General features: G+C 57.1%; 21 protein-coding genes and 1 tRNA gene. 4 read left to right on the plus strand and 18 right to left on the minus strand.

Annotation, left to right across the window (positions count from 1 at the left end; translation table 11 throughout):
• Window positions 1–63: 63 nt before the first annotated feature.
• The 11 genes from clpX to ABWQ15_RS06055 all read right to left on the minus strand — a co-directional run bounded on the left by clpX (window position 64) and on the right by ABWQ15_RS06055 (window position 9,615).
• Window positions 64–1,383: an ATP-dependent Clp protease ATP-binding subunit ClpX gene (gene clpX / locus ABWQ15_RS06005; protein ID WP_353907852.1), complete on the minus strand. Its 1,320-nt coding sequence runs from the start codon at window positions 1,381–1,383 to the stop codon at window positions 64–66.
• A 49-nt stretch (window positions 1,384–1,432) separates the two neighbouring features.
• Window positions 1,433–2,014: an ATP-dependent Clp protease proteolytic subunit gene (locus ABWQ15_RS06010; protein WP_353907853.1), complete on the minus strand. Its 582-nt coding sequence runs from the start codon at window positions 2,012–2,014 to the stop codon at window positions 1,433–1,435.
• Window positions 2,015–2,157: 143 nt separating this feature from the next.
• A complete protein-coding gene (gene tig, locus ABWQ15_RS06015) occupies window positions 2,158–3,576 on the minus strand; it encodes a trigger factor (RefSeq protein ID WP_353907854.1) in 1,419 nt (472 codons plus the stop codon).
• An 89-nt stretch (window positions 3,577–3,665) separates the two neighbouring features.
• Entirely contained in the window at window positions 3,666–4,352 is a 687-nt protein-coding gene (locus ABWQ15_RS06020) for a metallophosphoesterase (protein WP_353907855.1), read from the minus strand.
• An 89-nt stretch (window positions 4,353–4,441) separates the two neighbouring features.
• Complete coding sequence (thrC, locus tag ABWQ15_RS06025) at window positions 4,442–5,929, minus strand: threonine synthase (RefSeq protein WP_353907856.1); 1,488 nt, start codon at window positions 5,927–5,929, stop codon at window positions 4,442–4,444.
• Between the two features lie 44 nt (window positions 5,930–5,973).
• Window positions 5,974–6,327, minus strand: coding sequence for a YraN family protein (locus tag ABWQ15_RS06030; RefSeq protein ID WP_353907857.1), 354 nt, complete (start codon window positions 6,325–6,327; stop codon window positions 5,974–5,976).
• Window positions 6,324–6,959, minus strand: coding sequence for a ribonuclease HII (gene rnhB / locus ABWQ15_RS06035; RefSeq protein WP_353907858.1), 636 nt, complete (start codon window positions 6,957–6,959; stop codon window positions 6,324–6,326). Before rnhB ends, ABWQ15_RS06030 begins: the two co-directional genes overlap by 4 nt.
• On the minus strand, window positions 6,952–7,833 hold the full coding sequence (gene ylqF, locus ABWQ15_RS06040; protein ID WP_353907859.1) for a ribosome biogenesis GTPase YlqF: 882 nt from the start codon (window positions 7,831–7,833) through the stop codon (window positions 6,952–6,954). Before ylqF ends, rnhB begins: the two co-directional genes overlap by 8 nt.
• A 96-nt stretch (window positions 7,834–7,929) precedes the next feature.
• Window positions 7,930–8,529 carry a signal peptidase I gene (gene lepB / locus ABWQ15_RS06045; RefSeq protein ID WP_353907860.1) on the minus strand — a complete coding sequence of 200 codons (600 nt, stop codon included), beginning with the start codon at window positions 8,527–8,529 and terminating at the stop codon, window positions 7,930–7,932.
• A 298-nt stretch (window positions 8,530–8,827) separates the two neighbouring features.
• The gene (rplS, locus tag ABWQ15_RS06050) at window positions 8,828–9,169 is read right to left on the minus strand and encodes a 50S ribosomal protein L19 (RefSeq protein WP_353907861.1); all 342 of its coding nucleotides are present in this window, start codon (window positions 9,167–9,169) and stop codon (window positions 8,828–8,830) included.
• A 369-nt stretch (window positions 9,170–9,538) separates the two neighbouring features.
• Window positions 9,539–9,615 (minus strand) — tRNA-Arg (locus tag ABWQ15_RS06055).
• A gap of 184 nt (window positions 9,616–9,799) precedes the next feature.
• Between ABWQ15_RS06055 and ABWQ15_RS06060 the strand changes: the two genes are divergently transcribed.
• From ABWQ15_RS06060 to ABWQ15_RS06075, 4 genes are all read left to right on the plus strand, one after another.
• Window positions 9,800–10,429, plus strand: a complete 630-nt coding sequence (locus tag ABWQ15_RS06060; protein ID WP_353907862.1) for a redox-sensing transcriptional repressor Rex — start codon at window positions 9,800–9,802, stop codon at window positions 10,427–10,429.
• A gap of 34 nt (window positions 10,430–10,463) precedes the next feature.
• Window positions 10,464–11,537, plus strand: a complete 1,074-nt coding sequence (locus ABWQ15_RS06065) for an S-layer homology domain-containing protein (RefSeq protein WP_353907863.1) — start codon at window positions 10,464–10,466, stop codon at window positions 11,535–11,537.
• A gap of 74 nt (window positions 11,538–11,611) precedes the next feature.
• Window positions 11,612–11,776, plus strand: coding sequence for a hypothetical protein (locus tag ABWQ15_RS06070; RefSeq protein WP_353907864.1), 165 nt, complete (start codon window positions 11,612–11,614; stop codon window positions 11,774–11,776).
• Between the two features lie 214 nt (window positions 11,777–11,990).
• Window positions 11,991–14,195: an anaerobic ribonucleoside triphosphate reductase gene (locus tag ABWQ15_RS06075; protein ID WP_353907865.1), complete on the plus strand. Its 2,205-nt coding sequence runs from the start codon at window positions 11,991–11,993 to the stop codon at window positions 14,193–14,195.
• A gap of 235 nt (window positions 14,196–14,430) precedes the next feature.
• Here ABWQ15_RS06075 and ABWQ15_RS06080 read toward each other — a convergent pair whose 3' ends face one another.
• The 7 genes from ABWQ15_RS06080 to ABWQ15_RS06110 form a co-directional block, all read right to left on the minus strand.
• Window positions 14,431–15,789 (minus strand): PFL family protein, encoded by a 1,359-nt coding sequence (locus ABWQ15_RS06080; RefSeq protein ID WP_353907866.1) that lies wholly within the window; start codon window positions 15,787–15,789, stop codon window positions 14,431–14,433.
• An 11-nt stretch (window positions 15,790–15,800) separates the two neighbouring features.
• On the minus strand, window positions 15,801–16,070 hold the full coding sequence (locus tag ABWQ15_RS06085) for an ACT domain-containing protein (protein ID WP_353907867.1): 270 nt from the start codon (window positions 16,068–16,070) through the stop codon (window positions 15,801–15,803).
• A gap of 99 nt (window positions 16,071–16,169) precedes the next feature.
• Window positions 16,170–16,670, minus strand: a complete 501-nt coding sequence (locus tag ABWQ15_RS06090) for a hypothetical protein (RefSeq protein WP_353907868.1) — start codon at window positions 16,668–16,670, stop codon at window positions 16,170–16,172.
• A gap of 88 nt (window positions 16,671–16,758) precedes the next feature.
• Window positions 16,759–17,970 carry an aspartate kinase gene (locus tag ABWQ15_RS06095; protein ID WP_353907869.1) on the minus strand — a complete coding sequence of 404 codons (1,212 nt, stop codon included), beginning with the start codon at window positions 17,968–17,970 and terminating at the stop codon, window positions 16,759–16,761.
• A gap of 41 nt (window positions 17,971–18,011) precedes the next feature.
• Complete coding sequence (locus ABWQ15_RS06100; protein WP_353907870.1) at window positions 18,012–19,205, minus strand: homoserine dehydrogenase; 1,194 nt, start codon at window positions 19,203–19,205, stop codon at window positions 18,012–18,014.
• 25 nt (window positions 19,206–19,230) lie between these two features.
• Window positions 19,231–19,671: an ACT domain-containing protein gene (locus tag ABWQ15_RS06105; protein ID WP_353907871.1), complete on the minus strand. Its 441-nt coding sequence runs from the start codon at window positions 19,669–19,671 to the stop codon at window positions 19,231–19,233.
• Window positions 19,672–19,952: 281 nt separating this feature from the next.
• Window positions 19,953–22,622 (minus strand): transglycosylase domain-containing protein, encoded by a 2,670-nt coding sequence (locus ABWQ15_RS06110; protein ID WP_353907872.1) that lies wholly within the window; start codon window positions 22,620–22,622, stop codon window positions 19,953–19,955.
• Window positions 22,623–22,673: the final 51 nt, after the last annotated feature.

Consider the following 22,673-nt stretch of genomic DNA (forward strand, 5'->3'; position numbering starts at 1 on the left):
TTCTTTGATTAAAAAAGAGGGACGCAGCTCGCGTCCCTCCTCGTATGTCAGGCTTGCGGCTACTCAGGATGCGGAGGCAGGCGTACTGCCGGACAGCTCCGACTTTTCGGTTTTGCCGTTGCTCAGCTTCACCGCATGGTTCACGCGACGCTTGTCATAAATCAGCGCGGGCTTCTCCGTTCCCTCCACGCATCCCTTGGTAATACTCACCTTTTCAATAGTGGGGTCGGAGGGCACGTCATACATGATCTGTGTCAGGATGGACTCCATCACCGCCCGCAGGCCACGGGCGCCGATATTCCGCTCAATGGCCTTGTCAGCCACGGCTCCCAACGCCTCCTGTTCAAAGACCAGCTCCACATTGTCATAGCCCAAAAGCTTTTGATACTGCTTGACCAGCGCATTTTTCGGCTCTGTCAGAATCCGTACCAGATCGTCGCGGCTCAGGGCATTCAGCGTGGTAATCACCGGCAGCCGGCCCACCAGCTCCGGAATCAGGCCATACTTCAAAACATCATGGGGCTGGACGCTGGCAAGAATACGGCTCAGGTTCCGGTCCTTCTTCCCCTCGATCTTCGCACCGAAACCGATGCTCTTTTGATCCATGCGCTGCTCAATGATCTTGTCCAGGCCGTCGAAAGCGCCGCCGCAGATAAACAGGATGTTCTTGGTATTGACCTGAATAAACTCCTGATGAGGGTGCTTGCGTCCGCCCTGCGGCGGAACGTTGGCCACGGTCCCCTCCACAATTTTCAAAAGCGCCTGCTGCACGCCCTCGCCGGAAACGTCCCGTGTGATGGAGACATTTTCGCTCTTGCGGGCAATCTTGTCGATCTCGTCCACGTAGATGATGCCCCGCTCGGCCCGCTCCACATCGAAGTCGGCGGCCTGCAAAAGGCGCAGAAGGATGTTTTCCACATCGTCTCCCACATAGCCGGCCTCGGTCAACGTGGTGGCGTCCGCAATGGCAAACGGCACCTTCAGAATGCGGGCCAGGGTCTGGGCAAACAGTGTCTTGCCGGAACCGGTGGGTCCCAGCATGAGGATGTTGCTCTTTTGCAGCTCCACTTCCTCGTCGCCGCCGAAGTAGATCCGCTTATAGTGGTTATAAACCGCCACAGAGAGGGCGATCTTCGCCTCATCCTGTCCGATCACATACTGGTCCAGAACACCTTTGATCTCCTGGGGCGTGGGCAGCTTATCCGGAATCTCCTCCAGGCCGGAGACGCCGGGGTCCTCGAACCCGTCGTTCAGAATACTCATGCACAGCTGGACGCACTCGTCGCAGATACGTACGCCCGGTCCCTGAATCATCCGGTGGACCTGCTGCTCGTGTTTACCGCAGAAGGAACAGCGAAGGGTTTTCTTGGCGTCTTCATTCATGGTATTACCTCAGTTCTGTCTTTCCGTTGTCTTTCTGATATAAGAGCAATCAGTGATTCAAAATGATCTTGTCGATCAGTCCAAAGTCTTTGGCCTCCTCTGCGGACATGAAGTTATCCCGTTCGCAGGCGGCGGTGACTTCTTCGAGGGACTTGCCGGTGTTGCCGGCCAGAATATGGTTCATACGCTTTTTGATGATCTCCAGACGCTTCAGATGGATGGCCATGTCGGTGATCTGGCCCTGAGTCCCGGCGGAAGGCTGGTGAATCATGATCTCGGCATTGGGCAGGGCAATGCGCTTGCCCTTTGTGCCGGAGGACAGCAGGAACGCACCCATGGACGCGCACATGCCCACACATACGGTGGATACGTCGCACTTGACGTACTGCATGGTATCATAGATGGCCATGCCGTCGGTAACGGAGCCGCCGGGGCTGTTGATATACAGCTGGATGTCCTTGTCCGGGTCCTGGGCCTCCAAATACAGAAGCTGGGCCACGACGAGGCTGGCCGTAGTGGCGTTGACCTCCTCGCCCAAAAAGACGATACGATCGTTCAGCAGCCGTGAAAAAATATCATAGGACCTTTCGCCACGGTTGGTCTGTTCTACTACATAAGGCACTAAACTCATTGGTAAAACCTCCAATTCAATACTGGCTTACGGAGTTTTCGGTATCATATGCCGAAGTACGTCCGCCTAGAAACATTCTCCCATGATACCACAGGCACCATGAGAGAATGTGTCGAATCTGTAAAATGTAGCGGCTACTCGGATTATTCCTCCGCTTTCTTGGTGGTCTTTCTGGCGGCAGGCTTCTTCGCGGGCTTTTCCTCGTCATCCTCCGCTTTGGTGGTCTTCTTAGCGGCAGACTTCTTGGCGGGCTTCTCCTCGCCGTCCTCCGCCTTCTTCTCCTCGGGCTCGGTGGCGGTGGCGCTGTCCCGCACGATTTCGATGGCCTTGCGGGTGCTGAGCTGATCCTTGATCTGCTCGGCGGGCAGATACTTTTTGACGTTCTCCAGCTCGATCGAGTACTTCTCCGCCATGGTCTTATACTCGCTCTCCACTTCTTCGTCGGAGACTTCGATCTTCTCATCCTTGATAATGGCAGCCAGAGCCAGATCCAGACGGACCTGCCGCAGAGCGGGCTCTCTGGCATCCTCCAGCAGCTTGGCCTCGTCCATGCCAGCCATCTTCAGATACTGGTCATAGGGAATCCCCTGCTGCTGAATCTGGTTTTTGAAATTGTCCAGGAAACGGCGGGCCTGCGCCTCTACCATGGCGTCGGGCACATCGGCGGTGATATTCTCCGCCACCTGCTGCATCAGATTGTCCTCAAATGTCTGCTGTGCAGCCTGTTCCCTCTCGTCGGCGATCTTCTTCTCAATATCGGCCTTCAGGTCCTCCAGCGTATCGAACTCGCTGACATCCTTGGCAAATTCGTCGTCCATGGTGGGGACATCCTTCTCCTTGACCTCGTGGAGCTTCACCTTGAAGACAACGTCCTTGCCGGCAAGCTCCGGCGCGTAGTCCGTCGGGAAAGTGATGTTGATGTCCTTTTCGTCGCCGGCTTTCATGCCGACCACCTGCTCTTCAAAGCCGGGGACAAAGCTGCCGGAACCCAGCTCCAGGCTGTGGTTCTCGCCCTTGCCGCCGTCAAAGGACTTGCCGCCCAAGAACCCCTCAAAATCGATGACGGCCATGTCGCCGTTCTTCGCCTCCCGATCCGCGGACACCAGACGGGTGTTGCGGTCGGCCATTTCCTTCAGTCGGTCATCCACATCGGCGGCGGCAACCTTCACGGCGGCCTTGGGGGCCTTCAAGCCCTTGTACTCGCCCAGCTTCACCTCGGGGTAGACGGGAACGACTGCCTTGAAGGTAAAGCCCTCCTTGGTGACCTCGCCCTCCAGCTCCACCTGAGGATAGCCCACGACGTTCAGTCCCTTTTCAGCCACGGCAGCCTCATAGGCGTCGGGCATGGCGATATTGACCGCTTCCTCGAAAAACACCTCTGCGCCGTACATCCCCTCAATGATCTTGCGGGGAGCCTTGCCCGGACGAAAGCCCGGCACATTGATCTTCCTGCGCATCTTCTGATATGCTTTTACAATAGCGGCCTCAAACTCCTCCGCGCTGACCTCTACAGTCAGAGCGACGGTACTTTTCTCCTGATTTTCGCAGTTTTTCACGTTCATATTGTTTACTCCTCCGTTCATGACCGGTACAGGCCGGTCCAGTTTTCTATAATATCAGATAAATATCAAAAAATCCACACTTTTTTCCGCTATTCGCAGATTTTTTTTGGAACGAACCCCAAATGGTCTGCGGAAATAAGGAAAAAAGCAGTCCCGCTCCGCTCCTCCTCGAAGCGGCGGCGGATCACCGGCCCGTGAAGATGCCCGTAAAAGCACGCCTTCACACGGTACTTCTCCAGAAGCCCCAGGATCTCCGGACACCGGTAGCCCTGGTACAGCGGCGGATAGTGGAGAAAGCAGAAAATGGGCCTGTCCCCCGCCGCCTTCAGGGATGTTTCCAGCCTCATGACCTCCCGGTTCAGCACCTTTGCGTCTGGGGCCTTCTGATTTTCCTCCAGAAACCACCCCCGGGTTCCGCACAGGGCGTATTGCCCGTAAAACTGGCAGTTGTTGTGGAGAAATTCAAAGGAGGTCAATCCCCTCTCCGCAAAAAAGCCGCTCATTTTATTGACGGTGGACCACCAGTAGTCGTGATTTCCCTTTACCAGCAGCTTTTTCCCGGGAAATTGGTCCAAAAAGCGGAAATCCGCCTCTGCCTCCGCCATGTCGATGCCCCAGGAAGTGTCGCCGTCCAAAATCAGCGTATCGTCCGCCGTCAGAACGGAGAGGGACTCGGCAATTCGGTCCACATAATTTTTCCATGCCTCGCCGAATACCTCCATGGATTTATTGGCCGTCAGGGACAGATGCAGGTCTCCAATTGCATAAAGGGCCATCAAAGCCCTCCTTTTCATTTTTTCGCAGCGGGATCGCCGATATTGGGCGGTCCCGCCTGAATGCTTGTCGCGCAAAGCAGAGATGACGCTTACTTTAGAAACGCCCGCACGACCTCCGGCATTTCCTCTTTCTTTCGGGAGAGGTCGAACCGCCGTTCCTTCTCCCGCAGGGCCGCCAGCCGCCATGGGGCGGATCTTCCGGTGGCGTACTGAAGCTGGTCGATCAGATCGATGCCCTCCCCCTTCGGCGTCTCGCCGAGGGCTTTGAGCACACTGTCGCAGAACTTGAAGGGAGACGCGGTGGAAACGAATACCGTGGGTGCGGCGTCGCCGGTGGCGGCGCGGTATTGCGCCATCGCATCCGCCGCCACGGCGGTGTGGGTATCTATCAGATAACCGCAGTCCTTATAATAGTGGGCAATGGCTGCGGCTGTACCTTCCTCGCCGCAGGAGCCGGCCCAGAACAAATCCCTGATCTGCTCCAAAACGCCGTCCTCCACCCGGTAGCTGCCGCTCATGGCGAGCTGGTCCATGTAGGCCTTCACCTTTTCGCCGTCCTGTCCGGCAAGATCGAACAGCAGCCGCTCCAGATTGGAGGAAATCAGGATGTCCATGGAGGGACTCATGGTATTGTAAAACGTCCGGTTGCGATCATAGGTTCCGGTGGTCAGGAATTCCGTCAGCACGTCGTTTTTGTTGGAGGCGCAGATCAGTCTGCCCACGGGCAGGCCCATCTTTCTGGCGTAGTATCCCGCCAGAATGTCGCCGAAGTTGCCGGTGGGAACGCAGAAGTTGACCTTCTCCCCCAGCTTCAGGTTTCCGTCCCGCACAAGATCGCAGTAAGCGGAGATATAGTAGACCACCTGCGGCAGAATGCGTCCCCAGTTGATGGAGTTGGCGGAGGAGAGGAAATAGCCCCGCCTGTCCAGCTCATCCCGGAGCGCCCCGTCGGAGAAAATACGCTTCACGCCGCTCTGAGTGTCGTCAAAATTCCCTACCACGGAGCAGACACTCACGTTCTCTCCCCGCTGGGTAAGCATCTGGGCCTCCTGAACGGCGGAGACGCCGTCTTTGGGGTAGAACACCAGAATCTTCGTCTGCTCCACATCGGCAAAGCCCTCCATGGCAGCCTTACCGGTGTCCCCGGAGGTAGCCGCCAGAATACAGGCCGTCCGGGTCTCCCCCGTCTTTTTCAGGGCGGCGGACAACAGCTGGGGCAGCATCTGGAGCGCCAAATCCTTGAATGCGGAGGTGGGTCCATGCCACAGCTCCAGGCAGTGGGTGGTTTCATCCAGCGTCCGCACCGGGGCCACGGCGGACGTGTCAAATCGGGCGGGACCGTAGGCTTTCTCCGCAAAGGCCAGCAGTTCCTTTGCGCTATAATCCGTCAGATACAGGCCCATGATCGCGGCAGCCCGCTGCTGATAGGTCATGGGCAGCATAGCGTTCAAGTCTCCCTCGGAAAGTTTCGGAAATTCCATGGGGGTCAGCAGGCCCCCGTCCCGGCTCAGTCCCTGCTTCACGGCCTGCGCCGCGCTAAGCGACACCGCGGTGTCCCGTGTGCTGTAATACTTCATATTCGTTCCTCCTGCTCTGTATGGATACAGGCCGCCTCAGCGCCTTATTCAAATGCGTTTTCCAGATACTCCACCCGGAGCGCGCCGTTTTCGTCGTAAACTTCCGCCACATCGAACCGGGCGGGTTCATCCAGCTTCCTAATGCTCATGTACAGCGCGGCGGTCGTCCGAAGCCGCGCCTGCTTGCGCCCGTCCACGTACTCCCGTGGGAGTCCCGCGCAGAGATTACTCCGCAGCTTGACCTCCACAAAGCACAGCTGCCCTTCTGGGTCCCGGGCGATCAGGTCGATCTCCCCAAACCGGCAGCGCCACTGGCTAGCCAGCAGGCCGTAACCCCGCTCCCGCAGATATCTGGCCACCGCCGCCTCGCCCCGGTTCCCGGCATCTTTCGTCGTCATGGCCGCCTCTGCTCCCATTTTTTCAGAAAGCTTTTCCGGTGGGCTGGGCAGGGACCGTAGGCGTCCAGCATCTCATAGTGCAGCTTCGTGCCGTATCCCTTGTGCTTTGCGAACTGGTAGCACGGGTACTCCCGGTCCAAAACTTCCGTCACATACCGATCCCGGCTGACCTTCGCCAGAATCGACGCAGCCGCGATGGACGCGCTCAATCCGTCCCCACCGATGACGGTTTCATGGGGCGTCCTAATGGCACAGCAGCTTCCACAGTCCCGGTTTCCGTCAATCAGCGCGAAATCCGGCCTTTTCTTCAGGCCGTCGATGGCCAGCTGCATGGCTTTTATCCGGGCGCTGAGAATATCAGTGCAGTCAATCTCCTCCGCCTCCACCCACGCGACGCAGAAGTCCTCCGCCTCCGCGCAGATGGTATCAAACAGCGCCTCGCGCTTTTTCGGGCTCAGTTTTTTGGAATCATTCAGCCCGTCGATCACAAGGCCCCGTGGCAAAATCACCGCCGCGGCGTACACCGGTCCCGCCAAAGGACCGGCCCCGGCCTCATCCGCACCGCACACCGTTTCGTGTCCGGCAGTAAAGCACCGCTCCTCGATGCTCCAGGGATGCTCCATCTCAGACATGGCGGACCTCCTCCGGCATTTCAAGTGTAAAGCGTCCAAGCTTGCCTCCACGAAACTCGTCCAGCAGAATCTTTGCCATCCGTTCCGTGTCGATCTCGCCGCCCCGCATGACAAAGCCCCGCATCTGCCCCGCCCTTTGCAGCAGATCGTAGCCGGAATCCTCCGGCTTCGGCTGGAATTTATACCGCTCCGCCAGCGCCGCGGGATAACGCCCTGCGAGATAGGCCATCAGATTGCAGGCAAGGGCCTCCAAGTCCATCACCTCGTCCCGGACCGCGCCGGTGAAGGCCAGATTCAGTCCCACGCTTTGGTCTTCAAACTTCGGCCACAGGATTCCCGGAGTATCCAGCAGGTCCAGTCCCTGGTCGACGGGGACCCATTGTTTCGCTCGGGTGACGCCGGGCCGGTCCTCCGTCTTGGTGGTCTTCCGCTTTGACACCCGGTTGATAAAAGTGGATTTTCCCACGTTGGGGATACCCAGAATCATCACCCGCATGGTGCGTCCCGCCTGCCCTTTTTCGGCGTATGAGCGCAGCTTGTCCGCAAGCAGGGTCCGCACGGCGGCGGGGAACCGGTCTACGCCATCCCCGTCCTTGGCGCTGCATGCCAGCACTGCGTATCCCTTATCCCGAAAGTACTCCGCCCACCGCTTCGTCAGGTCTGGGTCCGCCTGGTCCGCACGGTTCAGCACCACCAGCCGGGGCTTTCCCGCCGTCAGCTCGTCCACGTCCGGATTCCGGCTGGAAACGGGAATCCGCGCGTCCAGCAGCTCGCACACCGCATCCACATTTTTCAGCTGGTCCGCAATCATCCGCCGGGTCTTGGTCATATGGCCCGGATACCATTGAATTTTCAGGTTCTGTCCGTTTTCCACGGGTCGTCCTCCTTTAAGGCAGAGCCGCACGATTCACGGCTATTGCCTTTGGCGTACGCTCGCTTGTATTTTGCCGCTTTGCAAAGAAATTTCCCGTCAACGGAGGAAGCCAATGCGGGAGTAGTCCCGCTTTCCGGTCTCCGAATCCGCGCCGGGATACAGCAGAAGCACTGCTTTTCCGATAATGTAGCCCGTATCCACCGTGCCCAGCCGGACATCCCGGCTGTCGTTGGAGTGGTTGCGGTTATCCCCCATGACGAAGACGGACCCCTTCGGCACCGTCAGGGGAAACTCCGTTCCGTCCGACCGGAAGGTCAGCTCGTTGATGTACGGCTCGTTCAAAACCTTTCCGTCCACCTCGACGCTGCCGGTGGAAAAGTCAATGTCCACGGTCTGCCCCTCCATGGCGATTACACGCTTGACAATGGGTTCGTCCAAAAAGCTTTGCTTGCGCAGCACCACGATGTCTCCGGTCCTATACTTCCCCGCCAGTACGCCCACGGCCACCGCCAGACGGTCGCCGTCCTGAAGCGTCGGCACCATAGAATGTCCGTCCACCCCGATCAGCCGGACAGCGAAGGTAAAAATCAGCACCACCGCCATTACGGAGGACACCAGCGCCCGCACCCATTCATACAGGCTCTCCCCCGCCGTTTCGGCAGGCACATTTGCTAATTCTGTCTGATTGTTCTTCATTTAATACCTCGTCCGGGCTCCGGCAAAATTACCCGCTGAAACGGCCGCGCACCGAGGCCGTTCTCCCATCGGGCGCGGCTATTGATGGAAATGCTGGTCAACTTTATCAGTATATCAAACTCAAAGAAAAAGAACAAGTACGGCAATGCACGATTTTTTCCGTGACATCGCATATGCTTCCGGCAGAATACCGCATGATCACCGGGCAGTCTCGAACATACCCGCATAGCAAAAGCCGTTCGTAAGCATGCACGGAAGGGTACAAAAAAGAGAGGCTTTCGCCTCTCTTTTCTATGGATCAAAGTTTCTCCTTGACCTTGGCGCCTCTGCCCACGCGCTCGCGCAGGTAATAGAGCTTCGCCCGGCGTACCTTGCCGTTGCGGACAATCTCCACCGTTTCGATGGAGGGAGAGTGAACGGGGAACACCTTCTCCACGCCCACACCATAAGAGATGCGGCGGACGGTGAACGTCTCCTCAATGCCTCCGTGCTTCTTGGCGATAACGGTACCCTCGAAGATCTGGATACGCTCACGAGAGCCTTCCTTGACCTTCACGTGAACGCGAACGGTATCGCCCACCTTCACCTGGAGCTGCTCGTGCTCCAGCGTTTCCTTGTTCAATTCCTTAATGAGATCCATGGATTATCCTCCTAAATTATAGGTGTTCATGCCGCTTTTCAATGGCAATAAGGCGCTATTCCGCGCATGCACGGCAGAGGACCGCCCTTTGTAGCTTGAATAGAATATCACAACTTTCCCCCGATTGCAAGCTTTTTTCATGATCCTCGCACTGTAATGACTAAAAGGTTTTGGGTACACAGGTCATTTTTTATGTCTTAATCAAGGTGGGTAACCCGGCGAACCCCGTTTTGTACCACACGTGTACCACATTCCCTGTTGTAAAACTAAGTACAAAACATTAAAATACGATCAACTTTTGCAATCGTCTTCAGCATTTGAAAGGAAGAAAGTTCTTGAAATCCAATGGCTTCAAGAACTTTCTTCCTTTGGTACGCCCGGCTGGATTCGAACCAGTGGCCTTTAGAGTCGGAGTCTAACGCTCTATCCAACTGAGCTACGGGCGCAGATATACAAATCGAAATATGCTGGACAGCGAAAGTTAGTATAGCAGGAAACCCCCCAAAAGTAAACCCCTGACAAAAAAATTTTTTTAGAAAATGATTGTTAATAAAATTGACAACATTATGGTTTTGGTCTAAACTATATTTGAGAAATATTTAACAAGTGCTGTCGAAGGAGGAACCCCCTTTGAAAAAGGAAAATATATCCGACGCCGTAATTCGCCGTCTTCCCCGATACTATCGTCAGCTGAACAGCCTGTACAGCAGCGGGGTGGTACGCATCTCATCCCACTCTCTCGGTCAGGAAATGAAAATCACGGCTTCTCAGATCCGGCAGGATTTTAGCTGCTTCGGCGAGTTCGGACAACAGGGCTACGGATATAATGTTGAGGAACTGCGCACGGAGATCGGTCATATTCTCGGCGTGGATAAGAACCACCACCTCATCATGATCGGTGCCGGCAATCTGGGCCATGCCATTTTGCAAAATTTTCCTTTCTCGCAGACCGGTTTTACCGTAGGCGCCGCCTTTGACGTATCCCCCTCCGTTGTGGGAACGTATATCAACGGCATACCCATTCGCTCCATGGATGAACTGGAGGAATTTATCCGCATCCACACGGTGGATGTGGTAGCTCTGACCATTCCCCAGCATGTGGCGCAGGAAGTTGCCAACCGTCTGATCGCGCTGGGCATCCGCGGCTTCTGGAATTTTACAAACATCGAATTGTCCAGCTCTGACCCAACGGTTCAATTTGAAAACATTCACTTTGCGGACAGTCTGCTGACGCTGAGCTATCGCATCGCAAACCGCTGAGCCTTTCTCTTTTGGACGCATGAAAGGAGTCCCTATGAAAAAACGGGCACTGCTTCCCGTGCTCTTTATGCTGCTGTCCGGTATGTGTATCTACTATGCCGCCGCGTCCGGCGGCAGTTCCGACGACCCGCTGATTTCCCTCTCCTATTTGAACGGTACCTTTACGGACACAGTTCTCCATCGAATAGACGCGCAGCGTTCCGGCGCGTCCGCTTCCGTCCCCGTCTCCGCTAACGCGGACGCCTGGACGGAGACCCGCCTGATATCAGGCGACATGCTGTCCGGCTCCACAGGCACCTGTGTGCTGCCGCTGGCGGGTGAAATAGCCGTTTCCTTTTCCTCCGGCACGGTTGTGGACGCCACTTCCGGCACAGAGGTCTCGTCTGGTTCCACTTTGACCGTCCGGCACCGTTACCTAGTGGCGGAGAATACAGCGGCCAGCTTCACTGTTGCCGGCAAGACCGCCGTGTTGGACTACCAGGGACCGTACAGCCTGTCCTATTCCTCTGCCGCAGACTACAACGCCATGGCGGAGGCTCTGAAAACCATTCACCTGTTCCGAGGCAGCCTCACCGGATATGGCAACGGCTTTGATCTGGAGGTATCCCCCACCCGGCTGCAGGCCCTCATTATGTTCATCCGCCTTATGGGTGAGGAGGACGAGGCGCTGGCCTATACCGGCACCACTCCTTTCACCGACATCGCAGCTGGGTCCGAACCGGCGCGGTATGTCGGTTACGCTTACAGTCAGGGCTATACCAACGGCTATACAAAGACCACATTCCGCCCCAGTCAGAAAGTGAACGCCTATCAATATGTGGAATTTGTCCTGCGCGCTCTGGGATACAGCTCTATCGGTACCACAGATCTGACCGGAACGCTGGACCGGGCTGTAAGCTGCGGAATTCTGACCGCAGGAGAGGAATCCATGCTGTCCCGGGACGCGTTTTTGCGGGCGGAGCTTGTCTATGTCTCTTGGTATGCGCTGGACGCTCCGGTCTCCGGCACAGGGCAGACCCTCCGGCAGACGCTGCTCTCCAAGGGTATTTTTACGGAAAATGAAAATTTTTCCGCCACGGCGCTCATCTCCGGCCCCCGGATTCCGTAACACCTGCCCGAGGGCGGCATACTATGGATTGAGACTGATGCACGTCGGTCTACGATTTCATAGGAGGTCCCATTATGTGTGGTAATAACGGCTTCTTTGGTGGCGGCAGCTGCTGCTGGATCATTATCCTTGTCATCCTGATCTGCTGCTGCTGCGGCAATGGCGGCTGGGGCGGCTGCGGTAACAACAACTGCGGATGCGGCAACAACTGCGGATGCGATCGCACTCCCTGCTGCTAATCCCCTCACTAGCTTTTCATACTGCCCCAAAAGCCCCCGCACCCATAGGTGCGGGGGCTTTTCTGCGAGGGCTTTTTCCCCTTCTTTACCTTGACAGGCCCTCCTCGCCGTGCTACGGTTATAAAAGAGTTAAAATTGCCACCGTAAGTCTCTCTGCCCAGAAAATAGCTGCCGGATACCGCGCCTGATTCCGAAAAAAGCAGGAGGAATCCATATGAGTATCAAATCCATTAAAAAACGGGATGGCCGCGTCGTTGCCTTCGATCAGCGCAAAATCTCCACCGCCCTTCTGAAAGCGTTTGACGCCGCCTTCCAGCCCGACATGGCGGAGACTGCAGATCGGCTGGCTGCAAAGGTCACCTCCATTTTGGAGGTGGAGGGTGTGGAGCTCCCCGAGGTAGAACATGTTCAGGATCTGGTGGAGCTGGTGCTGATGGAGGAAGACTACCCAGAGACCGCCAAAGCCTACATCCTCTACCGCAGTGAGCGGGCCCGAGCCCGGGCTCTTGGCGAACGGCTGAAAAAGATTTATGAGGACATCACATGGCGCCCCGCGAAATCCTCCGGCAGGGAGTGGGAAAACGCCGACATTCACAACGACACTGCCATGGGCAGCCTTTTAAAATATGGCAGTGAAAGTGCCAAAGCCTACTTTCAGGCTTATGTCCTGAGACCGGAGTTCGCTGCGGCCCATGCCGCCGGAGATATCCACATCCACAGCCTGGACTTTTACACCTTCGCCACCTCCTGCTCTCAAATTGACATTCTAAAGCTGTTCCATAACGGCTTCTCCGGCGCACTGGGCCATCTGCGGGAGCCCAGCGACATCGCCGCCTACTCCGCGCTGACCTGTATCGCCCTACAATCCAACCAGAACGACCAGCACGGCGGACAGTCCATTGCCAACTTCGACTATGGTATGGCGGAGGGTGTGGGCAAAACCTTCGTGAGGTGCTATCGGGAAAATCTTGCCCGAGCGCTGGAGCTGGAGTTGGACGACGCAAGGGCGGATGACTCTGTGAAGTCTCTGTCCGCAAAGATTGTAATGGACAACCATCTTACGCCATCCCTTGAAGGTGACCGGGATTATCTGACGTTGGAACGGGCGGTGCTGATGGCTCGATACGGGATTTGTGAGGAGCGGGCCGTTCTGTTGCAGTCATTCGCCCATCTCCGTGCGGAAGCGGAGACCGACCGGGCCACTTATCAGGCCATGGAGGCGCTGCTCCGCAATCTGAACATAGTGGAATCCCGGGGCGGTGGGCAGGTTCCCTTCTCCTCCCTGAATTACGGCATGGACACCTCCCCGGAGGGGCGGATGGCGGTCAGGAATCTACTGCTGGCCACGCAGGCGGGCTTGGGCGACAGAGAGACACCTGTCTTCCCCGCTCAGATTTTCCGGGTGAAAGAAGGAATCAACTTTGACCCCGGCGAACCCAACTACGACCTGTTTCAATTGGCCTGCCGCTGCTCCGCAGAGAGGCTGTTTCCCAATTTTGTATTTCAGGACGCGCCGTTCAACCTGCCCTACTATAAGCCCGGGCACCCGGAAACGGAGATCGCCACCATGGGCTGCGGGATACGGGTAATTTCCAATATTCACGATCCGAGCCGGGAGATCCCCTTCCAACGGGGCAATCTGAGCTCCACATCCGTCAACCTGCCCCGGCTGGCCATTGAGGCGCACGGCGATCTGGGAGCATTTTACACGGGACTGGACCGGATGCTGGATCTGTGCGTGGCGCAGCTTTTGGAGCGGTTTGAGATTCAAGGGCGACGCCTGGCCCGGAACTTTCCGTTTCTCATGGGACAAGGAATTTGGCTTGACAGTGAGTATTTAAAGCCGGATGACGAGGTTCGGGAGGCTCTGAAACACGGGACGCTTTCCATCGGCTTTGTCGGCCTTGCCGAGGCGCTGGTGGCCCTCGTTGGGAAACACCACGGAGAGCGTGCGGAAAGTCAGGCCTTGGGCCTTGAAATCATCAGCCATATGCAGGCGCGGACGGATGCGGAATCGGAAAAGCGAAAGCTGAACTTTACCCTGCTGGGCACTCCATCTGCGGGGCCGACGTGTCGGTTTGCGGAGTTGGATCAGGAGCGGTACGGCATTTTGCCGGGCATTACCGACCGGGCGTATTATACCGACAGCTTTCATATTCCCATCTACTTTCCCATCAGCGCAAGAAAAAAAATTGAGCTGGAGGCTCCCTATCACGCTTTGACCAATGGCGGGCACATCAGCTATGTGGAGTTGGACGGCGACCCGTCGCAGAATCCGGAGGCTTTTGAAGAGCTGATCCGCTGCATGAAAGAATCCGGTATCGGATACGGCTCCATCAACTGCGCAGCAGACCGCAACTCGGTATGCGATGAATCGGTTTGCGGATCGCGGGGCCATGCAGAACTCGCCCAACCCTAAACAGAGGCCCCGGCGCGCCGGAGCCGAATGCAAAAAAGCCGGACGGAATGCTTTGCTTCCGTCCGGCTTTTTTTATTTGTCCATGCTTCTCCGCGTCATCCCATTTTTGGACCTGCGTTCCAAAGTAAAAGCTGATGACCTCGATGAAAACCGTCATAAATTTCCGCCCGGTGATATCGCCCCGGAGAGTCAATACGGCAACCGCGCCGGATGGTGCATAGGAAGAGCGGTATTCTCAGTTTTTCAGGCTGTGGAGCGGAGCAGGAATACGCCCGCCACGGGCGATGAAGTCCGCGCTGGACTCCGTATGCACCGGCATTACCGGCGCGCTGCCAAGCAATCCGCCCATCTCAATGGTATCCCCCACCTTCTTGCCGGGGGCGGGCAGCAGCCGCACGGCGGTGGTCTTGCAGTTCACCATGCCGATGGCGGCCTCATCGGCGATGATGGCGGAGATCGTATCCGCGCTGGTATCACCGGGGACGGCGATCATGTCGAGGCCCACGGAGCACACGCAGGTCATGGCCTCCAGCTTGTCCACGGTCAGCGTCCCGCTCCGGGCGGCGGCGATCATGCCCTCATCCTCACTGACGGGGATGAACGCGCCGGAGAGTCCTCCAACAGATGAGGACGCCATGACGCCACCCTTCTTCACCGCGTCGTTCAGCAAAGCCAGCGCTGCCGTGGTCCCATGAGTACCGCAGGTTTCAAGACCCATTTCCTCCAAGATGCGGGCAACGGAATCTCCGATGGCGGGGGTGGGCGCCAGACTCAGATCCACAATACCAAAGGGCGTGTCCAGACGGCGGGACGCCTCCTGCGCCACCAGCTGGCCCATGCGGGTCACGCGGAACGCGGTCTTTTTTACCGTTTCCGCCACCACATCGAAGGGTTGTCCCCGGACTGCCTTCAGCGCGCTGCACACAACGCCGGGACCGGAGACGCCCACGTTGATGACCCGCTCGGCCTCGCCTACGCCGTGGAACGCGCCGGCCATAAAGGGGTTGTCCTCTACCGCGTTGCAGAATATCACCAGCTTCGCACAGCCAAGGCCATCCTGCGCAGCGGTCTTTGCCGCAGTTTCCTTCACGATGCGGCCCATCAGAGCCACGGCATCCATGTTGATACCCGCCCTTGTGGACCCCACGTTGACGGAGGAGCAGACAAACTCCGTGGAGGCCAGTGCTTCCGGGATGGAGCGGATGAGCTTTTCGTCCGCCCCGGTCATCCCCTTTTGGACCAGCGCGGAATAGCCGCCGATGAAATTGACGCCGCAGGTCCTTGCAGCCCGGTCCATAGCCAGGGCGAAAGGAGCGTAGTCCTCCGTATTGGAGCTACCGGCCACCAAAGCCATGGGAGTAACGGAAATCCGCTTATGCACGATGGGAATACCGAATTCCCGTTCAATATCCTCTCCGGTCTTCACCAGATTTTCCGCGTATTTTGTAATTTTATCATAGATTTTCTCACACGCCCGCTTCGGGTCCGGGTCGCAGCAGTCCAAAAGTGAAATGCCCATGGTGATGGTCCGAATATCGAGGTGCTGCTGATCGATCATTTCGATCGTGGAGAGAACGTCCTTTTGATTCAGCATGGTCTCCCCCCTTAAATACGGTGCATGGCGTCGAAAATTTCTTCCCGCTGGAGGCGGATAGAGATGTCCAGCTTTTCGCCCAGAGCCTCCAGCTTCGTGCTCAGCTCTCCGATGGGCGCGCTGGACTTGCCCACATCCACCGCCATGACCATGGTGAATTTGCCCTGCAAAATGGTCTGGGTGATATCCAGAATATTGACGTTGTTCTCGGCCAGAAGCGTACATACGCCGGCAATGATGCCGACCTTGTCCTCTCCAATCACCGTTACGATCGCGTTCATAATATCTTCCTCCTCGGTTATTTTACGCGGAAGCCCGCGTGTCATTCATCTGTGAAAAAGGAAAGGGACGCCCACCGGCGGCCCTTTTCCCCTGTGTTTTCAGCATGGAATCGTAGCCATGGCCGCCACATCCGACGGGTCCAAAAAGGGACCGATCGTAGGCGGCAGAAAGGTCAGCACAATATACAAAATTCCCATCGCCGCCGCCAGAACCAGCCAGACGGAACGGTCACCTCCTGCCAGAACGCCCCGTTGAGCCAACGCCAGCGCGGCGGCGGAGAGCACGACCCATATCAACAGGTACACGCCTGGCCCTGGTTTCAGGGCGGCCAGCGCCCAGAAGATCAGAACCGCTGCCACCGGCGCCATTGTCAGCCAGGGCAGTCTGGATAAAAACTTCCCGCCGTCCTGCAGCGGAATGGCCGCAGCCAGCAGGAACGGCCAAAATACCAGCTTGCTGAGCTCCCATGGGCTGGCAAACTGCGGCGCCAAGAGGGCACAGACCGGATTCTGTGTCACGGTGCGGAGCAGCAGCAGAAAAACCCCCGCGAGCAGGACGGATAAAAAGCGGATGGAAAAATGCGCAAAACGGTTTTTCATCGGACAACTCACCTCCCTGCGACTCTATGCGCCGGGAGGCAGGAACAGAACCGGCAAAGACTTCTGCCGGCCCGGTTATCCGAAAAAATCAGTTCTCGTCAAAGAATTTCGCGTGGATGGCGCGGACCGCCTTATCCACGTCATCCTCGTCCAACAGCACGGAAACGCGGATCTCGGAGGTGTTGATCATTTGGATGTTGATACCGGCATCGTACAGTGCCTCGAACATTCTGGCGGCCACTCCGCAGTTGCTCATAAGGCCCATACCCACAATGGAGACCTTGCCGATCCGCTCGTCGGTAGCGATGTGGTCGAACTTCAAAGCCTCCCTGTGCTCCTCCAGAAGCTCCACGGACTCGTTCACGTCCTTTTTGTGGACCGTGAAAGTAATATCCTTTTTGTCATCGCGTCCAATGGACTGCAAAATCACGTCCACGTTGATGTTACTCTTGCTCAGCAGGTCAAAAACCTGAAACGCCACGCCGGGATTGTGCTGCAGGCCCACCAGAGCAATACGGGCGATGCTGGTATCTTTCGCCACCCCCGCAATATTCGTCTTTTCCACTTTTGTAGCCTCCTTCACCGTCGTGCCAGGTTTATCCTCCAGGCTGGACACGACCTCCAAATTCACATGAAATTTTTTCGCCAGTTCCACGCTGCGGTTATGGAGCACCTGGGCTCCCTGACTGGCAAGCTCCAGCATTTCGTCATAGGTGATCTCGCTGAGCTTCCGGGCGTTGGACACGATGCGGGGATCGGTGGTATAGACGCCGTCCACGTCCGTGAAGATCTGGCACAGCTCGGCGTGGAACGATGCCGCCAGCGCCACGGCGCTGGTGTCCGAGCCGCCCCGGCCCAGCGTCGTGATGTCTCCGGTGCGGTCAATGCCCTGAAAGCCCGCCACCAGGACGATGCGGTGCTGGTCCAGCTCAGACAGGATGCGCTCTGGGTCTATTCGTTTGATACGGGCGTCGCTGTATACGGACGAGGTCTGCACGCCCGCCTGCCATCCGGCCAGAGACACGCAGCGCAGACCGCGCCGCTCCAGCTCCATGGCGCACAGAGAAATGGAGATTTGCTCACCGGTGGACAACAGCATATCCATCTCCCGGCGGGAGGCGCGGGGATTGATCTCCTGCGCCTTGGCAATCAGGTCGTCGGTGGTGTCGCCCTGAGCGGACAGCACCACGATCACATCGTTTCCGGCCTTATAGGTCTTTTCAATAATACCGGCCACATGGCGGATACGTTCGGCGTCCTTCACCGAACTTCCGCCAAATTTCTGCACAATCAAACTCATTGATCTACCCTTCCTTGATATCTGGATTCGCGGTTCAATTCTCAGCCAAGTACCCGCAGGCAGGCAAGCACGTTCAGGCTTCTGGACTGCTCCAGCGCCTCCCGTCCCGTGATGCGGTCCGTCAGAAAGCCGGTCTCGCCGTCCTCGCTGAGGACCTCCACCTGTCCGAAAGCCATAGCGGCGTCCGTCAGGCTGCCCTCAATGCGAAAATAAAAGCGGGTGGCGACCTCCATGGGGTCGATAAAGCCGTCAAAGTCTGCGCTCCATCCGATTTCCTCCTGCCGGGGACTGCGGCGCAGGCACTCCAGCACATCGGACACGCAGGCTGATGCCGTCGGCAGTTCGCCCGCGCCCCTGCCGTAAAACATGACCTCGCCCACGGCGTTGCCCTTGACCACCACGGCGTTGAACACGTCCTCCACATTGGCAAGGGGGTGTTCCTCCGGCACCAGATGGGGCGCGACATAGGCCGTCCGCCCTCCGCCGGGCATCCGAAGGCACCGGCCCAGCAGCTTGATGCGGTAACCCGCTCTCTGGGCCACCTTCACATCGCGGAGGGACAGCTTCTTGATTCCTTCCATGGGGACGTCTTGGGGCCGTACCTGCGCGCCAAAGGCCAAATCCGCCAGAATGCAGATTTTGCGCCCCGCGTCGATGCCCTGCACGTCGGCGGTGGGGTCTGCCTCGGCGTAGCCCTTGGCCTGGGCCTCCCGCAGAGCATCGGAAAAGAAGGCGCCGGTGCGGACCATGCGGGAGAGGATGTAGTTGGTAGTACCGTTCAAAATCCCGTAAATCTCATCCACGCGGTTGGCGCACAGGCACTCCGTCAGGGGGTGCAGCACCGGGATACCGCCGCCCACGCTGGCCTCAAAGAGGTAGTTCACTTTTTTCTTCCGGGCCAGCTCCAACAGCTCACAGCCCTTTTCGGCCACCAGCTGCTTGTTGGCGGTGACCACATGCTTCCCCGCCTCCAGAGCCCGCCTTGTGTACTCATAGGCTGCGTCCACGCCGCCGATCGTCTCCACCACAACGCGAATCTCACTGTCCCGTTCGATGCGGCTGAAATCGTCGATCATCAGCTGACGATAGGGACTGTCCTTAAAATGGCGGACCAGAATGGACTTCACGGTCAGCGGCTCGCCCAGCTTCCGCTCGATCTGCCGGGCATTCTCCGCCACCACCTTGGCGACGCCGGTCCCCACCGTGCCAAGGCCCAAAATTGCGATTTTACTCATGGATTAATCCTTTCGCTTTTTTACCTTAACCGGCCAGAATCTCAAACCGGATCACGCCATCGACAGCGGCGACCTCTTCCAGGAACGCCTCCAGCGTCATCTCCATGTCCGAGGTCTCAGCCGACACGGTGACCGCGGCGCAGCCGTTGGTCGGAATGCTCTGGTTGATGGTCAAGATATTTGCCCCCGCGCCGGCGAAATCCGAAAGCACACGGCTCAATACGCCGGGAGCATCCTTCAGCATCCCATAAAACGTGATGATGTGCTCCGCCTTCATGTCATTGAAGGGCTGCACGGAATCCTTGTACTTGTAGAATGCGCTGCGGCTGATACCCGCCATCCGGGTAGCGGCGCCGACCGTGTTCGCTTCACCGGTCTGCATCATGCGCTTTGCCTCCGCCACCTTGACAAAAATCTCCGGCAGAGCATCCGCCGCCACGATATGATACTTGATCTCTCTGCTCATTTCGTCCGCCTCCCATGGTCATTTGTCCTTACACTTGGTTCAGTGTACCATAGAATTTGACAGGTTGCAATGAAAAAACTCAAGAATTTTTCGGTTTGGCAGAACAGTTTTTCGGTAAAATGTCCATATGGGGTGGTCTTCTTTGAGAAGTGCCTCCGCTTTCAGCCCTATTAGGATGGTCTACTCGCCGCACAAACGCCGTTTCACATACAGCAGTTTTCCCCCTCCGAGTGGGCAGAAAAAACCGCCGCACTGTTGTGCGGCGGTTTTCATAGAATTGCTCAGGTCCCGGTGTCCCAAACGGTGTTCCACCAGTTCCCCGTGCCGTTGTCCGATGGAGTCGTGGGCTCCGTGGGAGTTGTTGGAGTAGTCGGCGTGGTGGTATCTCCACCGCTGTTCCCCGAATTCCCGGAATTGCCCGAGCCGCCATAGCCGTCATTGGGGTCGGTCGGGGGCTGATTGGGAGTAGGACCCGTTTCGCCTCCCTCGCCGGGAGTAACCGGTTCTCCCTCACCGCCGCCCGTATCGGGAGGCAGTGCGGAGCCGTCCTTGTGGACGGAACAGGGCGGAAGCTGGATCGTTCCGTCCGCCAACACCGTCCGGAAAGATTTGACCAGATAGGCATTATCGTCCGCCACAATATTCGGGCCGTAGTCCGTGCGGGTATAGTCCAGCAGCCCCACTTTCTTTACGGTTGACGCGGGGCAGAACTCCGTAGCCAGACACTTTCCCTCCGTGCAGTAATCAAAGAGCTTATGCAGGTTGCAGCTCTCGGTCGGAGCGGTACCGACGGCGACCTCCACCGTACGGACACGGCTGCCCCGCAGGTCAGCGGCACAGGCATCCGTTGCCAGAAGACCACTGTCGGCGCAAACCTGCACGGAAACAAGGCCGCTGGTTGGCTTGGAGAAGGATTTATTCTCCTGCTCCTTCGCGATCTTCTGCATGACCTTATTCCACATGGCGGCAGCGGGGTTACCGGAATAGCTGATACGCTCATTATTATCGTAACCACACCAGACCGCCGCGCAATAATAGGGCGTGTAGCCAACAAAATAACGGTCATAGTTTTCGCTGGTAGTACCGGTTTTACCGGCGCTGGCCATACCGGAGAGCTTGTACCGGGAGGCGGTACCGCTGCTTGTAACGCCCTGCAGGAGCTGGTTCATGAAATACGCAGTGGTCTCCTTCACAGCTACATGGGTATCCGTCTGGTTGTCCAGAACCGTGTTGCCGTCAGCGTCCTCCACCTTCGAATAGAGCCGGGGCGAGTTATAAACGCCGCCGTTGGGGAACGTCGCAAAGGCGGCGGCCATCTCCTCGGTGGAAACGCCGTTGGTCAAACCGCCCAACCCCAGGGACGCCGTGTTGATGTCGTCCGCCACCAGATCCAGATTCATCTTCTCCGTGGCAAAGGTAAAGGAGTTGGAGATGCCCAGTTTTTCAATGACTTGCACGGCCACGGTGTTGACGGAATTCGCGACACCGCTAGCTAGGGTTGTCCAGCCTTTATACCCCTGAGGTGAGTTCTTTGGCCACGGCCTATCGTTCAGAAGCCGGACAGGATAATCGTCAAAGGTGGACGCCATTGTAATCACTCCAGCGTCCAGCGCCGGCGAATAGACCGTGATAGGCTTGATGGCGGAACCGCACTGGCGGCTACCGGTGGCATAGTTCCAACCTAGATTCCGATCCTTCACGCCCACCTTGCCCACCATGGCCACCACATTTCCTGTGGAGGGGTCCACGATCGTGATACCTGACTGCAGCTGTTGTCCACTGGAGGAAGTCACATTCAGATTGGAACGGTCCTCATAAATGGACTCTGCAATCTCCTGAATATGTGGGTCCTCGGTGGAATAAATCGTGTATCCGCCGTTATACAGCTTAATACGCGCCTCTTTCGCCGAAATGCCCAGCTGCTTTGCAAGATCGTTGGAGACGTCCAGAATCACCTGATCCACGAAATAGGAATTGATTCCGGTGGCTGCGCCGTTGCTCTTGTCGGCGTTGTCGGCGGCCACCAGCTCTTGGGCAGAGACGGAGCCGTCGGTAAACTTCAGCTCCTCATCAATTGCTTTCTGATAGGTATCCTGGTCGATATACCCCTGCTCCAGCATTTTGTCCAGAATGTTCTTCTGGCGGGTCTTGTTCATCTCCCGCGCCGTCTTTTTCGCGCCGGTATCCGAATCTTTAAGGGTAACGGTGGACATGGGGCCATACAGCGAGGGGTTGTTGGTAATCGCGATGATGCTGGCGCATTCCGCCACCGACAGCTCCGACACATCCTTGCCGAAATAATACTGTGCGGCAGTCTCAACACCGTAGCACGTCTGGCCCAGATAGATCGTATTGAGATAGAGCTCCAGTATTTCCTGTTTGGAATACTTTTTCTCAAACTCCAGCGCCCGAAAAATTTCCCGGACCTTGCGATTTACCGTACCGTCATTGTCGCCGGTCATGTTTTTCAGCAGCTGCTGGGTAATGGTGGACCCGCCATAGGTACTGCTGGTGTGCAGAAACAAGTTTGCGGCTGCTCCGGCGGTTCGTTTCCAGTCCACGCCGTGGTGCTTAAAAAAGCGTTCGTCCTCGATGGACACCGCCGCCTGCCACATGGCGTCCGGGATCTGATCATAGTCCACCCAGATGCGGTTTTCGTCACCGTAAATCGTCTGAAGATTGTTCCATGCGCCCGTGCTCTTGTCCTGATACATAATGACGGAACTGAGATTCATGGTATAGTCGTCGGCGTTGACATTCAGCGTCGGGGTCAGCGTCGTCTTGACAAAATACATGAAAATGCCGGCAATCATGGCGCCGGATAGAACGCCAATCAGAAGAAGGGTCCGGACTGCGAACCAAATCGTACTTGCGGTGTGTGTTCTGGTGCTCTGACGACGTCGGTGTTCATGGGGCTGCGGATTCTGCTCGTGTCTGCCATGCTGTTCCAATGCAGGGCACCTCCTTTTCCAAAATTTGGGGCATCAGTCGTTCCGCTATCT

Source organism: Oscillibacter sp., from assembly GCF_040505565.1.
Classification (GTDB): Bacteria; Bacillota; Clostridia; order Oscillospirales; family Oscillospiraceae; genus Oscillibacter.

Excerpts from the sequence above, each read along its gene's own strand:
- clpX (WP_353907852.1), bottom strand. The coding sequence starts at position 1,383 with ATGAATGAAGACGCCAAGAAAACCCTTCGCTGTTCCTTCTGCGGTAAA.
- ABWQ15_RS06010 (WP_353907853.1), bottom strand. The coding sequence starts at position 2,014 with ATGAGTTTAGTGCCTTATGTAGTAGAACAGACCAACCGTGGCGAAAGG.
- tig (WP_353907854.1), bottom strand. The coding sequence starts at position 3,576 with ATGAACGTGAAAAACTGCGAAAATCAGGAGAAAAGTACCGTCGCTCTG.
- ABWQ15_RS06020 (WP_353907855.1), bottom strand. The coding sequence starts at position 4,352 with ATGGCCCTTTATGCAATTGGAGACCTGCATCTGTCCCTGACGGCCAAT.
- thrC (WP_353907856.1), bottom strand. The coding sequence starts at position 5,929 with ATGAAGTATTACAGCACACGGGACACCGCGGTGTCGCTTAGCGCGGCG.
- ABWQ15_RS06030 (WP_353907857.1), bottom strand. The coding sequence starts at position 6,327 with ATGACGACGAAAGATGCCGGGAACCGGGGCGAGGCGGCGGTGGCCAGA.
- rnhB (WP_353907858.1), bottom strand. The coding sequence starts at position 6,959 with ATGTCTGAGATGGAGCATCCCTGGAGCATCGAGGAGCGGTGCTTTACT.
- lepB (WP_353907860.1), bottom strand. The coding sequence starts at position 8,529 with ATGAAGAACAATCAGACAGAATTAGCAAATGTGCCTGCCGAAACGGCG.
- rplS (WP_353907861.1), bottom strand. The coding sequence starts at position 9,169 with ATGGATCTCATTAAGGAATTGAACAAGGAAACGCTGGAGCACGAGCAG.
- ABWQ15_RS06065 (WP_353907863.1), top strand. The coding sequence starts at position 10,464 with ATGAAAAAACGGGCACTGCTTCCCGTGCTCTTTATGCTGCTGTCCGGT.
- ABWQ15_RS06070 (WP_353907864.1), top strand. The coding sequence starts at position 11,612 with ATGTGTGGTAATAACGGCTTCTTTGGTGGCGGCAGCTGCTGCTGGATC.
- ABWQ15_RS06075 (WP_353907865.1), top strand. The coding sequence starts at position 11,991 with ATGAGTATCAAATCCATTAAAAAACGGGATGGCCGCGTCGTTGCCTTC.
- ABWQ15_RS06080 (WP_353907866.1), bottom strand. The coding sequence starts at position 15,789 with ATGCTGAATCAAAAGGACGTTCTCTCCACGATCGAAATGATCGATCAG.
- ABWQ15_RS06085 (WP_353907867.1), bottom strand. The coding sequence starts at position 16,070 with ATGAACGCGATCGTAACGGTGATTGGAGAGGACAAGGTCGGCATCATT.
- ABWQ15_RS06090 (WP_353907868.1), bottom strand. The coding sequence starts at position 16,670 with ATGAAAAACCGTTTTGCGCATTTTTCCATCCGCTTTTTATCCGTCCTG.
- ABWQ15_RS06095 (WP_353907869.1), bottom strand. The coding sequence starts at position 17,970 with ATGAGTTTGATTGTGCAGAAATTTGGCGGAAGTTCGGTGAAGGACGCC.
- ABWQ15_RS06100 (WP_353907870.1), bottom strand. The coding sequence starts at position 19,205 with ATGAGTAAAATCGCAATTTTGGGCCTTGGCACGGTGGGGACCGGCGTC.
- ABWQ15_RS06105 (WP_353907871.1), bottom strand. The coding sequence starts at position 19,671 with ATGAGCAGAGAGATCAAGTATCATATCGTGGCGGCGGATGCTCTGCCG.